13 protein-coding genes are annotated in these 12,340 nt (G+C 41.1%); 8 read left to right on the forward strand and 5 right to left on the reverse strand.

All coding sequences use genetic code 11. The annotated features are described in order from the left end of the window. Positions 1 to 129: 129 nt before the first annotated feature. The 6 genes from Q0394_RS00990 (at position 130) to rpsR (ending at position 5,186) form a co-directional block, all read left to right on the forward strand. Positions 130 to 948 carry an HDOD domain-containing protein gene (locus Q0394_RS00990; protein WP_002946426.1) on the forward strand — a complete coding sequence of 273 codons (819 nt, stop codon included), beginning with the start codon at positions 130 to 132 and terminating at the stop codon, positions 946 to 948. Next, positions 945 to 2,864, forward strand: a complete 1,920-nt coding sequence (locus Q0394_RS00995) for a ribonuclease R family protein (protein WP_298945062.1) — start codon at positions 945 to 947, stop codon at positions 2,862 to 2,864. The genes Q0394_RS00990 and Q0394_RS00995 overlap by 4 nt, the downstream gene beginning before the upstream one ends. Continuing rightward, positions 2,857 to 3,843, forward strand: a complete 987-nt coding sequence (gene holA, locus Q0394_RS01000) for a DNA polymerase III subunit delta (RefSeq protein ID WP_298945064.1) — start codon at positions 2,857 to 2,859, stop codon at positions 3,841 to 3,843. Before Q0394_RS00995 ends, holA begins: the two co-directional genes overlap by 8 nt. A gap of 90 nt (positions 3,844 to 3,933) precedes the next feature. Further along, positions 3,934 to 4,320 carry a 30S ribosomal protein S6 gene (rpsF, locus tag Q0394_RS01005; protein WP_298945066.1) on the forward strand — a complete coding sequence of 129 codons (387 nt, stop codon included), beginning with the start codon at positions 3,934 to 3,936 and terminating at the stop codon, positions 4,318 to 4,320. A 9-nt stretch (positions 4,321 to 4,329) separates the two neighbouring features. Further along, positions 4,330 to 4,911, forward strand: a complete 582-nt coding sequence (locus tag Q0394_RS01010) for a single-stranded DNA-binding protein (protein WP_298791239.1) — start codon at positions 4,330 to 4,332, stop codon at positions 4,909 to 4,911. A gap of 14 nt (positions 4,912 to 4,925) precedes the next feature. Beyond that, positions 4,926 to 5,186, forward strand: a complete 261-nt coding sequence (gene rpsR / locus Q0394_RS01015; RefSeq protein WP_002946417.1) for a 30S ribosomal protein S18 — start codon at positions 4,926 to 4,928, stop codon at positions 5,184 to 5,186. Between the two features lie 214 nt (positions 5,187 to 5,400). Here rpsR and Q0394_RS01020 read toward each other — a convergent pair whose 3' ends face one another. The 4 genes from Q0394_RS01020 to bamD form a co-directional block, all read right to left on the reverse strand. Then, complete coding sequence (locus Q0394_RS01020) at positions 5,401 to 6,477, reverse strand: LysM peptidoglycan-binding domain-containing protein (protein WP_298945068.1); 1,077 nt, start codon at positions 6,475 to 6,477, stop codon at positions 5,401 to 5,403. Between the two features lie 431 nt (positions 6,478 to 6,908). Next, positions 6,909 to 7,163 carry a hypothetical protein gene (locus Q0394_RS01025; protein ID WP_298945070.1) on the reverse strand — a complete coding sequence of 85 codons (255 nt, stop codon included), beginning with the start codon at positions 7,161 to 7,163 and terminating at the stop codon, positions 6,909 to 6,911. Between the two features lie 623 nt (positions 7,164 to 7,786). Beyond that, positions 7,787 to 10,213, reverse strand: a complete 2,427-nt coding sequence (lon, locus tag Q0394_RS01030) for an endopeptidase La (protein WP_298945073.1) — start codon at positions 10,211 to 10,213, stop codon at positions 7,787 to 7,789. A gap of 9 nt (positions 10,214 to 10,222) precedes the next feature. Next, positions 10,223 to 10,870 carry an outer membrane protein assembly factor BamD gene (bamD, locus tag Q0394_RS01035; protein WP_298945075.1) on the reverse strand — a complete coding sequence of 216 codons (648 nt, stop codon included), beginning with the start codon at positions 10,868 to 10,870 and terminating at the stop codon, positions 10,223 to 10,225. Positions 10,871 to 11,021: 151 nt separating this feature from the next. Here bamD and fliW point away from each other — a divergent pair, with 151 nt between their 5' ends. Together fliW and Q0394_RS01045 are read left to right on the forward strand one after the other, a co-directional pair. Then, positions 11,022 to 11,405, forward strand: a complete 384-nt coding sequence (fliW, locus tag Q0394_RS01040) for a flagellar assembly protein FliW (protein WP_298945077.1) — start codon at positions 11,022 to 11,024, stop codon at positions 11,403 to 11,405. A gap of 36 nt (positions 11,406 to 11,441) precedes the next feature. After that, on the forward strand, positions 11,442 to 12,050 hold the full coding sequence (locus Q0394_RS01045; RefSeq protein WP_298945079.1) for a hypothetical protein: 609 nt from the start codon (positions 11,442 to 11,444) through the stop codon (positions 12,048 to 12,050). A gap of 87 nt (positions 12,051 to 12,137) precedes the next feature. Here the strand turns inward: Q0394_RS01045 and Q0394_RS01050 are convergent. After that, positions 12,138 to 12,340: M15 family metallopeptidase (locus Q0394_RS01050; RefSeq protein ID WP_298945081.1), on the reverse strand; the 203-nt coding region annotated here is incomplete at its 5' end.

The raw sequence follows: 12,340 nt of genomic DNA on the forward strand, positions 1-12,340 counted from the left end.
CCTTTTAAAAAATTTGCGAGATTATACTATTTAGTCGCTAAAATAAGCTTAACGCGTATATTTAAGTTTTTTAAAAAGCCTTTTAGTGTAGAATTGTCACTCATGAAATCTTGATGCAAAGTGTAGAAAATGAATGAATCAATTTATAAACATATAAAAGCTCTTCCACCACTTGACGATACGATAATAAAAATTCAAACCGTTTGCTCAGACGAAAATAGCTCGCTCAACGAACTATCTCAAATCGTCGAAAAAGACCCGATGCTAACGGCGAATATACTGCGCTCGGCAAACTCTCCCCTTTATGGATTTAGCAGAGAGATTACTACGATATCAAGAGCCGTTACGCTATTTGGCATGGCGACTATACGCGGTTTCGCTCTATCAAGCGCAGTCAAAAAAAGCTTTAAGATAAATTTAGATCCTTACGGTATCACTAGTCAAGATTTTTTAAATATTTCTATAATGCAAAATGCTTTGATGTATAACTGGTATTCAAAAATCAACGCTAGCGAGCTTACAGTTTTAAGCCCTGCTTCGTTCATGCTAGAAGTCGGCAAAATCGTTATATCCAACGAGCTAAACGAAACAGGAAAAGCTGATGAATTTAAGGCAAAATTAAAAAGCATATCAAGCCCATTTGATCTATCGGAGCTAGAAAACGAGATGGTTGGTATCTCAAACGAAACCGTGACCGCTAAAATTTTCGAGCAATGGAACCTTGAGCCCGAGCTTGTCGACGCGATTTTATATTCAAACAACCCGGACGATGCGCCTGAACACATAAAAAGCTACTCAAAAGCGCTTAAAGTCGTAAAAAATGCTGTCAATATCTTTAACCAACTAAACGACGACAATCTGCAAAATACGTTAATGTGCCTCGACGAATACGGCTTTGCGCAAGATAAATTCCTAGAAGCCGTCGCAAAAGTTAAAGCTAATTTGTGAAAGAATTTTTAACCAAACTACTTGACGGAGTGAGCGAAAAGGAAGTCGCCTCCTCCGATAAAGAAATCCTACGAAATTTACTAAATTTAAACGCCGTTAGCCACCACAAAGATCGCTACTATCTAAATAATGGTTTTGTTTGCGGCAAACTCGATATAAGCGCAAACGGCACGGGCTTTTTGGAGCCTTACGACAAACGCTTCAAGCAAGACATAATAATAGAAAATAAAAATTTAAACGCCTCGCACTACGGCGACATCGTGCTGGCAAAGCTTTTGCCGCTAAAGAAAAAACGCCAAAGCGCCAAAGTCGTGATGACGCTAAAACTCGCCAACGAAACGAGCGTAGTCTATACCAAGCAAATAGGCTCGGCAATCCTTGGCGTAAACGTAAAAACCGCGCTCAGCTCGGCTCTAAAAGCCTCGCAAAAATCGCTAAAAATGCTGCCGCCCGGCACTCTACTAAAAATCGGCAATCTAAACAACGAAATAGTCGAAGTCATCGGCAATATCAACGACCCGCTCAGCGACGAAAAAATCTCGCTCGCCGTATTTAACAAAAACAACGAATTTAACGAGGAGTGCGAAGCTGAAGCTCTAGCGTGGGGCGACGAGGTCGATGCCTCGATGTATCCGCAAAGGGTAGATTTAAGGGAATTACCTTTTTGCACGATCGATCCGGTAGACGCCAAAGACTTTGACGACGCGATATATTTTGACGAGAAAAAGCGCGAAATTTACGTCGCGATCGCAGACGTTAGCGAATACGTCACGCCCTACTCTCCGATAGACGCCGAGGCCAAAACGCGCGGATTTTCGATATATTTTCCGCACAAAGCCGTACCGATGCTGCCGCGAAATTTGAGCGAAAACATCTGCTCTTTAAAGCCAAACGTCGCGCGCCTTGCGTTTTGTTTCAAAATCACGCTAGACGAAGAGGGTGAAGTCGTAAAAGAAGAGCTCCTAGAAGCTCTAATCGCCTCAAAAAGACGCTTTAACTACGACGAGGTCGATCAAATTTTACGCGGCGAACGCGAGGATGAAACCTGCTGGATAAAACCTCTTTTCGCACTCACCTCGCGCCTACGCAAAAAACGCCTAAAAAACGCATTTGACTTTAGGACGCAGGAACTTCGCATGAGCCTTGACGCGGACGGCAGGCTTGCCTCTACGAGATTTGAGACCGATACGGACTCGCACAGACTAGTCGAGGACTGCATGCTGCTAGCCAACGTCGCGGCGGCAAAACGCATCGGCAAAGGCGTTTTTAGAAATCACGGCTCGCCGGATCTGCGAAAAATACAAATTTTACTAGAAGATCTCGGCGCTTTGGGCTTTGACTTCGTTTATGAGAGCGATATCGCAAATTTGGTTCGCAAAATCCAGGCGCAGGCCGATGCAGTAGGCAACCGCGAGGAGATCGACAAACTCATCATAAAATCTCAAAAAAAGGCCGAATACGGCGCGCAAAATTTAGGCCACTTCGGGCTAGGTTTTGAGCGCTACACGCACTTTACGAGCCCGATCCGCCGCTACTCCGACCTTACGCTGCACCGCCTTTTAAAGGCCAAACTGCGCAATGACGAGAAATTTTTCAACTATCTGCTTTTAAATATCGAAGCGACTTGTTTAAATTTAAGCGAACTCGAGCGCGAAGCCGACAGGGTCGCATTTGACTTTATGGATAGGAAATTTGCGCGCTGGGCGCAAGAGCGCATCGGACAGCGATTTAGCGCCTATATCGGCGAAAATCAAAACGTTGCGGTCGCTAGGCTTGACGACGAGATAAAGGGCGCCAGGATATTTTTGGGCGCGTACGGCGTAAATTTGCTACAAAAAGTCATCGTCGAAATCACGGACGCAAATATCGCAACGGCCGAAATTTTCGGCAAAGTCGTAAAGAAAATCGATGTATAGAAAAGAGCTTGAAGCCGCGCTAAATTCGGCTAAATTTCCAAATTATTTCTTGCTTTACGGAGCGGACGAATACCAAATCGAGCTTTTTGCAAAGGAAATTTTAGCCAAATTTAAAGATTTCGAAATTTTGAGCCTTTACTACGACGAGTACGATTTTGACGCTGCGCGAGCGCATCTTTGCGAGCCTTCGCTTTTTGGCGGCAGTCCGCTTTTGCACGTAAAAAGCGATAAAAAAATCCCCGCAAAAGAGCTAAAAATCCTGATAGACGGTTGCAAAAACGGCGGCGTATTTATTTTTGAGCTTTTTGAGTCCGACGCCAAAGCCGTTTTTGATACGCAAAAGGCTTTTGGGGTAAATTTTGCAAGATTTTTTAAACCCGGCTCGCCCGAAGAAGCCGTAAATTTGCTCGGCAGACAAGCCGCAAAAATGAGCCTAAACATCACAAAAAACGCGCTTTTTGAACTCTACCGCATACATAACGAAAATTTATATCTGGCTGCAAGCGAGCTAAACAAACTAGCCTCTCTAAACGAACCCATAAACGAAAATATCGTGAGAAGCTTGGTCTTTTCGCTATCAAGCGTTAGTTTTGACGATTTTTTCGATAAATTTATCGCATTAAAGGATATCAGAGCCGATTTTTTTTCCTGCGCGGATGATGGAAATTTTAATGAAATTTTATTTATAAACTCCCTTTACCGCGCGTTTTTTAGACTTTTTAAGCTACATGCCGGCATCAAAATAACAGGTAAATTTGACATAAAAGAAACGCTCGGCTATGCGCCGCCGCCAAACGTCGCAAACGAACTAAAAAGACAGTGCTTAGCTGTAAATTTAAAAGCGTATAGGGAAATTTTTACTGCGATAAATTTGGCAGAATTTGAGCTGAAAACAAACTCCGCGCTCGATAAAAAAACTTTTCTACTCTCCTGCGTGCTGGGCCTACAAAACCTTATCGGCAAAAACAGCAAATATTAAGTAAAAAAAAGATAAAATCAGCTCTTGTCGAAAGACTTCCTTGCCCGTTTGCAACCGCGCAAGCGAGCTTAATACCCACAAGGAGAATCAATGAAGCACTACGAGCTTTTATTCATTTTGAAGCCTACTTTGACGGAAGAAGAAGTAAGCGCAAAAGTTGATTTCGTTAAAGAAATCCTAACCAAAAACGGTGCAAATATCGCGTCTGTTCAGTCTATGGGCACTAGAAAACTAGCCTACACCGTAAAAAAATACGAGCGCGGAACTTATTTCGTCGTGTATTTCGAAGCTCCAACCCAGGCTATTGCCGAGGTCGAGCGTATCATCAGAATCACCGAAGATATCATCAAATTCTTAACGGTCAAATTTGAAAACAAAAAAGAGATCGCCGCTTGGGAAAAGATGAGCAAGGGCATCAAACTAAACAAAAAAGAACCGAAAGTCAAAGCAGAAGAAGCTCCGACAACGCAAGAATAAGGACAAAAAATGTTTAATAGAGTCGTTTTAGTAGGAAATTTGACACGAGATATCGAGCTTAGATATACGACTGCGGGCGCAGCCATAGGCAACAGCGCCATCGCCGTAACTAGAAAATTTAACGTAAACGGCGAAAAACGCGAAGAAACGTGCTTTATTGACATTACATTTTTCGGAAAACAAGCAGAGATAGCAAACCAATATCTTTCCAAAGGTTCAAAGCTTCTAGTCGAGGGTCGCCTAAAATTCGACCAGTGGACGGATAATAACGGACAAAACAGAAGCAAGCACACAATCAGTGTGGAAAATATGGAGATGCTAGGCGGAGGACAACAGCAAGGCGGATATAATCAAAATAGTAATCAAGGCTATCAGCAAGGCGGTTACCAAAATAACAGCTACGGCGGCGGCTATCAAGGCGGACAAAATCAACAAAATAGCTACGCTCAAGGCGGCGCGCAAAAGCAAAATTTTAATAAACCGCAGCAACAAAAGCAACAGCCAAAAGACGAATACTATGGCGATAACGTCCGAGAAATAGATATAGATGCCGACAAATACGATGACGGCGACGAAACGATACCATTTTAATTAAGGAAAAAACGATGGCTGAAAAAAGAAAATATTCACGCAAATACTGCAAATTTACAGAGGCAAAGATAGATTTTATCGACTACAAGGATACTTCCCTTTTGAAGTACTGCTTGTCAGAAAGATTTAAAATCATGCCAAGACGCCTAACCGGCACTTCTAAAAAATACCAAGAGATGGTCGAAAAGGCTATCAAGCGCGCTCGCCAAGCAGCTTTGATACCTTACGTAGTCGATCGCGACGACGTAGTAACTAATCCTTTTGAAGGACTATAATTTTTAAGCCCTTTTTAGGGCTTAAATTTCTTAAATTTTATTTCCACCACCCACCCATACATCACTTTTCTTAGATTGATAAGACAAAAATACAAACTATAATAACTTAAACGTAGTTTTAGCTACGACTTACATTGCCACCCAAAGAACTCCTATTATCTTTAATAAAATATGATAGAACTCTTTTGAATCTTTACTATTGTTACGCCCACATTTAGGATATCTTTTTATTACCGCCCACTAGAGTATTGTCTCCTTTGTTTGCGTCTATGAGTATATTTTCTGCGTTTCTATCGCCTACTAGGACGTGATCTATCTCGTTTAGTTCCAGTATGTTTGATTCTACCAATACCTTGTTTTTTAGGAATTTTACTCTGCCTTCATCTGCCAGCCAAGTGTTTAGCTTTAGTAGCTCTTTAGTAACCATACCGTTTCTCTGCGCTATGGTTGAGAGGGTATCTCCGCTTTTTACTTTATATATTCCTTTGCTTCCCAGATCCAGCTCTTCGCCTGTTCTTATCAGGATATTGGAAAGTAGGAAAGATACCTGAGGTATCTTATCGATTGCGTTTCTTATCTCTAAATTTGAAAGGTTTCTTATGTCGTAGGTGTGGGAGTTGAGGGTTACGGTTGGGATGTTAGGCATAGCGTTTATGACCTCAAATATCTCGGTAGCTTGTTTTACGCTACCTACCTCGGAGGCTGTTTTTATGGCTAGTGCATTTTTGTTTTTTTCGAGCGTAATTCTTTGGATAAAATCAGAATTTGAAACCGTGCTGATATCTACTTTGCTTAAATCCCTAGTTTGGATATATCTTGCGTACTGAGGAAATACTTTTTTGCAAAAATTTCCATTGCTGCTTTCCATTTCTTTGAGAATAAATTCTTTTTGGGAGATTTTGCCGTAGATGGTAGGAGTGTAGAGTTCAATTTCTTTATTGGTATAATGATCAATAAATTGATTAATAATTTCTTCTAAATTATTTAATAGATAATCTGTGCCATATGATACAACTATAAATAAGCTTGTTGTTCCAACTACTGCCAATCCTGTTGCCATTACACCAGTTCCCAAAAGCAATGTTGCTCCAGCAACAATCGCAGGCGCCAAAGTCGTAGTTGCCCAATAAGATGCATAATATTTTATAGTATCTTTTGTGGTTGTTGAAGCAATCGTATAAACTATACTACCATCTTTATTTTTAGATATATTTATTGTTAAATCAGCTACCAACCCAGTAACAAATCCTACTTTTGCAATAAAAGTGGCCCCATTTTTTGCAAAATTCATCTCCTTTATTTAAAGTTTGAATCAGCGCACTAGATGTATCAAAAAACACACCAGGAACTCTTCTAATTCTTCTCTGTAAAACTTTTTGTTTCGTTGCTATCCTTGCTGCTTAGCATTATTGTCTCCTTATATTAATTTAAATCTAACCGAATAATCCATTACGGCTTTAGCTCTTAGCTCCTTTGAACCAAATCTAAAAATACTTTTATTTCCAGATATATCAACTAAAGAAAATATAAATATATCTAGTTTAATATCATCTTCTGCACATTTAATTTCCAGGATATTTTTCCATCCGTTGCATACGCAAAATTCTTTATTTTGACGAGCGCTTGTGTCAAGTATGTATATGGAACCTAAGTCAAATTTATTTCCATTAAAGGATATCAAATATTTATTTGTTAAATATAGACCTTTGTGAATCCAATTGGTTATAAAAAGATACACCAGTAAAATGCAAAAAATATAAAAAAAATAATACATGCTTTTACAAATGCGCTTTGTTGCTCAAAATTTTGCCCAAAAAACAATGTATATAAAAATGTTACAATACAAAGCAAGGCAAATAAAAACCTAACAAAGTGCTCTTTAACGTGGTTTCCTTTATATCGGCAGATGATGTACTCATCCTCATCAAGCTTAATATTTTCAGGCAAATCCATAAACTCGTTATCATCTTTTTCCATCTCACCCCACCCAAATTCAAGTTCCCATATTTTACCCCCGCCTGCCTTAAACCACATTATTGTGATTAAATTTAGACCTAAATTTCAGAGCAGTTAGGAAAGTAGAGTTTGCGAAGGATATCTTTTTTGTTTTTTATCGTTTACTTATTTGGTGTGTCCCTATCCACCAAAATCCGTATCCTTCTCCTCTCTTGCTAAACCCCTAGAATCCACTAACCCTTCCATCCTATCTTCTAAGCTTTAAACTATGCTAGCAAACGAAGAAATAAGATCAAGCATATATCCCAGACTTAACCTAAGCACAAATAGCAAATACTAAGAAATATGCACGCTCAATAAAACTTAAGTAAATTTTAGCGCGGCTTGGTTTTATTGTCTGCAAAGTATTTTATCGATTTTAGTAAAACGCGATATAATCTTTTTCTGCCTTTACAGTTATTGCATCTAAACTCTATTTCATCATGCTCGCTACTTTTAAGAATATTGTTAAAATCATGGCGTTTGTGCTATACAAAAATTTTTAACTTATCTTGAGCCTAAATAAAATTTTTAATCATCAATTGATAATATTAAAGTAGAAATTTAGCCTCGCTATCGAGGCTAAATTTAATTAAATTTAGTAGTTACTTTGCGACAAACGCATTTTTTAGCACGTCTTCGATGACGTCCACGGGTAAAATTTGCATATCTTTTTTGACGTCTTGCGGGATATCGCCCAGATCGCGTTCATAGTTTTTGCGCGGTATCAGAGCGGTTTTGATGCCGGCCTTATGCGCGGCTATGAGCTTTTCTTTTAGCCCGCCGATAGGCAGCACGCGGCCGCTTAGCGTGATCTCGCCCGTCATCGCTACGTCGCTTCGCACTTTGGTATCCGTTAGGATTGAGGCAATCGCCGTCACCATCGTGATACCCGCGCTAGGCCCGTCTTTTGGCGTAGCGCCCTCGGGTACGTGGATGTGCAGATCGTAGCGACGATACACTTCGCTAGGGCTTGGCTCTTTTTTCACGCCATCTTTGACGTCTTCAGGCAAGCTCGGGATGATTTTTGCAGGCACTTTTATCTTTTTAGCATCGATTAGTACCTTGACAAGGCTAAACGCTATATATGCGCTCTCTTTCATCACGTCGCCCAAAGACCCCGTTATCTGCAGGCCGCCCTTGCCTTGTATGCGTATGGCTTCGATCTTTAGCACGTCGCCGCCCACGCTCGTCCACGCTAGCCCGTTTACCTGGCCGATTTGCGGTTTTTTGTCTGCATGCTCAATCTCAAAGACCTTCTTTTCCAAAAACTCGTTCAAATTTTTAGTCGTCACGGTTATCTTTTGCGCCTCACCCCCCAGTAGCCTTTTTGCCGCCTTTCTAAAGATATCTGCTAGGCGGCGGCGCAGGTTTCGCACCCCGCTTTCGCGCGTGTAGTCTGATATGATAAGGCTTAGCACGTCTTTACCTAGAGTCACTTCGCTTGGCTTTAGTCCATGTTTTTTGAGCTCTTGGGGGATTAGATATTTTTTAGCGATCTCAAATTTTTCCTGCGGGGTGTATGAGCTAAGCTCGATAAACTCCATCCTATCGCGAAGCGCGGGCGGTATGGCGCCGACGTCGTTTGCCGTCGCGACGAAAACGACCTTGCTAAGGTCAATATTAAAATTTAAATAATAATCCCTAAATTTGTTATTTTGCTCAGGATCTAAAATTTCTAGTAGTACCGCCGTCGGGTCGCCGCGAAAGCTCCTGCCGACCTTATCGATCTCGTCTAGTACGACGACCGGATTCATTTGCTTGGCTTCGATTAGTCCCTGCACGATGCGACCCGGCATCGCGCCGATATAGGTACGGCGGTGTCCGCGCAGCTCGTTTACATCCTCAAGACCGCCCAGCGCCACACGCACTAGCTCGCGTTTCAGCGCCTTTGCGATGGAGTTTGCTAGGCTTGTTTTACCAACGCCTGGAGGCCCCGCAAAGCACAAGATCGCGCCGTTGTTTACCTTGCCCGCGACGCCTCGTAGCTGCAAAAGCTCGCGTAGAGCAAAATACTCCTCTATCCTATCTTTTGGCCTTTCAAGCCCGTAGTGATCGGCGTTTAGCTGCTTTGCGACCTCTTGCACGCTTAGTTTTTTGTTCGCCAGATTTTCAAACGGCACCTCTACGACCCAGTCGAGGTAGCTTTGCGTCGTGTTTGCGTCGGCGGAGTCAGGGTGCATGCGCGATAGTTTGTCGATTTGCTTTTTTATCTCCTTATACGCGTCCTCGCCCATAAATTTTTTCTTAGCTTCCAGCTTCTTGCGGTACTCCTCGATCTCCTCCTCGCGGCTCGTATCGGAGCCGAGCTCTTGCTGGATCTGCTTTAGCTGCTCTTTTAGAAAATACTCCTTATTTACCTTGTCGATCCTTGAATGGACTTTGTTTTTTATCTCGCGCTGGAGCTTGTTTGCCTCGATCTCCTCGATGACGTAGTCGATGAGCTTTAGTAGCTTTTGCTCCAAATTTTCCTCGATAAAAAACTCGTACGCCGTTTTTTTCTTGAGCCTTAGCGAGCTTAAGATGAGATCGCAAACTCGGCTAGGCTCGGCGCTCTCCTCTATAGTTTTTAAAAGATCCGGCGGGAAAAAGTGGCTAAGCGCAGCCAGATCTCGCACCTTTTCGCGAAGTACGGTTAGTAGCGCGTCGCTTTTGGTGTTTTCGGGTCTTTTTTCGTGCAACACGTCTACAACGGCTTGCAGCGGCTTTGAGGATACTTTTGAGACTATGCGGCCTTTGCTAGTTCCTTGAAATAAAATTTTTACTCTACCGTCCGGTAGCGGCACTCGCCTCATCACGGTGCCTATTACGCCGGCATCGTAGATGGAGTCAAATTCTCGCGCGCCTTCGTTTTGTGCTTTCGTCGGTACGACTAGGATTGGGCTTTGCGACTCGAGAGCCAAATTTAGCGCTTCGATATTTTCCTCGTCGCTCAAAAAAAGCGGCGTGATCATAAACGGATATAAAAACAGCTCGTCCTCCACGATGACGGGTAGCTGCGCCGGGAACATTTTTGATTCGTAAATTTGCAAATTTAGCTCCTATTCAAACATTTTTCTATACCAAGGAAGCTGCGGAAGCACGATATTTGCGTCGTTTAAAGGCGAAGCTTGCACCTTTTCTTTATAAATTTGCGCCGACTCATCCCTACCTGTGCGCTCGTACAGATCGGCTATCTGCACGTCTAGGTTGTATATCGCGAGCTTAAATTTAACCAGCATAGTTTCGATCAGCGGGCGATACTGCGTGTTTGGGTAGATGTAGAGAAATTTTTCTATCTCGGCGATACTGTCTTGCATTAGCTTTTGGTTTCGATTGGGTTGCGAGAATGAGTCAAAATTCGCTTTTATTTTTAAATACTGCGCAAATTCGCTCCTAGGGCCACCGTCGCCGTATCTTTTGAGGTATTCATCGAGGTAAAAATTCGCCATCAGATACTCTTCGTCGTTAGCGTGAGCTTGAGCTAGTATCAGTAAAATTTGCTCCAAAAGCGGGCTAGCTACGTGCTCGCTAGACATCGCCGTGTAGTGTTTGTCGGCGCTTTCTAGGTCGCGATTTTTGATATCGCCGATGATCTCAGAGTACCACTGATCGGGCGTTAGATTATAAAGCTCGGTGTATTTGTCGGCACAACCGCCGATTAAACTAACAAAAAATACCGCAGATAAAAATTTGATCAAATTTTTCATACGCTCCCTTAAATTTTAAATTTTTTAAAACGGACTATTTTACCATTGTTTTTATTGCTTTTCGGTAAATTTGATTTCATTTTATGCTTAAAAATAGGAAATTTTGGATACAATTCGCGTAAAAAGTAAATATTTAATTAAGGAGATATATATGATTTTTCAAGTCAAAAGTCCGATTTTAGGCTTTGAGCACATCAAAAGTTATGAATTAAAAGAACTGGATCAATTTTTCATAAAGCTTCAAAGCAAGGACGATGATACGTCTTTTACCGCGATAAATCCATACGCCTTGAGAAATTACGAATTTGAGATACCGACGTATTATCAGGAGCTGATGGGCATAAACGACAAAAGCGAGCTAAGGATTTACAACATCATGGTCGTGAGCACTCCGATCGAGACATCGACGGTAAATTTCATCGCTCCTATCGTTTGTAATATGACAAATATGACGCTCTCGCAAATAGTCCTTGATGCATGGGCATATCCGATGTATAAACAGGCTGAAAAAATTTCGGATTTTATACAGAAATAAATTTTTGCCTTTCTCTAAATAAAAAGAGGTGTAATAATGAAAAATTTTAAAATTGTTTTGATTGCTTTATTTGCATTAAGCAGCTCTCTATTTGCTGGAACGCATAAAGACCAAGACGGATTTAGCCACGATATTACAACTATTACAAATACTGGTATTGGTCGACATGGGTATATAGACAATAACGAAGAAAAAACCTTAACAAAAAGAACGATAGATGAGATAATTGGAGGAAAAAGATCTGAAAAAAAAGTAATCTATGGAGATATAGAGACTATCGGGGCTTCAATAGTTAAAACCAAAGGCAATAGCGCACAAGGAACTTACTACAACTATCAACCACGAGACCCAAGATCTAATCCAACAGAAAACACATCAATAACAACAGTGGAGTTTGAAAAAGAAGATAAGTCATATGCAACAAATTCCGCAAAAGCTACTTTTAACTTCTCGGATAGAAAAGATCAAACAGGAACAGATATAGATAGAAAAATAACAGGAGAAAAAATAATATTTGCCAGACTATACTGGGGAGCAAGTATAGTACAAAGGTGGTCGAAAGAGCAAAATAGCTACGAAAACACCATAAAAGAATACTTTAAAAATATCAAAGATTTTAAGATAAAAGTCAATATGTCTTTTTGATAATACAATGCTGTGAGATTATATAAGCTCGATTATATCGGGGTTTTTGTCAATAAAAAATATTTTTTATTTTTGTGTGTTTTTGGGTTAGCATTGTCGCTCAAAGTGCGGCGCGTCTATGAAGTTTTTGAAATTACCGCCCCATTTGTTATTTTTGTCAAGGGTTTCCCAATAGTCGCCTATGCTTTGAAGCTCTGATTTTGATTGTAGCCATTTGTTATCTTTGAATATATGCAAATCAGCGGCACATCTCTTTAGATGCATTGAATTATAAGTTTTTGATTTGCCCT

This window comes from uncultured Campylobacter sp. (assembly GCF_938039205.1).
Lineage (GTDB): Bacteria > Campylobacterota > Campylobacteria > Campylobacterales > Campylobacteraceae > Campylobacter_A.

Coding starts and splice junctions, on each gene's coding strand:
- rpsR (WP_002946417.1), top strand. CDS start 4,926: ATGGCTGAAAAAAGAAAATATTCACGCAAATACTGCAAATTTACAGAG.
- holA (WP_298945064.1), top strand. CDS start 2,857: ATGTATAGAAAAGAGCTTGAAGCCGCGCTAAATTCGGCTAAATTTCCA.
- fliW (WP_298945077.1), top strand. CDS start 11,022: ATGATTTTTCAAGTCAAAAGTCCGATTTTAGGCTTTGAGCACATCAAA.
- Q0394_RS01045 (WP_298945079.1), top strand. CDS start 11,442: ATGAAAAATTTTAAAATTGTTTTGATTGCTTTATTTGCATTAAGCAGC.
- Q0394_RS01025 (WP_298945070.1), bottom strand. CDS start 7,163: ATGGAAAAAGATGATAACGAGTTTATGGATTTGCCTGAAAATATTAAG.
- Q0394_RS01010 (WP_298791239.1), top strand. CDS start 4,330: ATGTTTAATAGAGTCGTTTTAGTAGGAAATTTGACACGAGATATCGAG.
- Q0394_RS00990 (WP_002946426.1), top strand. CDS start 130: ATGAATGAATCAATTTATAAACATATAAAAGCTCTTCCACCACTTGAC.
- Q0394_RS01020 (WP_298945068.1), bottom strand. CDS start 6,477: ATGAATTTTGCAAAAAATGGGGCCACTTTTATTGCAAAAGTAGGATTT.
- rpsF (WP_298945066.1), top strand. CDS start 3,934: ATGAAGCACTACGAGCTTTTATTCATTTTGAAGCCTACTTTGACGGAA.
- bamD (WP_298945075.1), bottom strand. CDS start 10,870: ATGAAAAATTTGATCAAATTTTTATCTGCGGTATTTTTTGTTAGTTTA.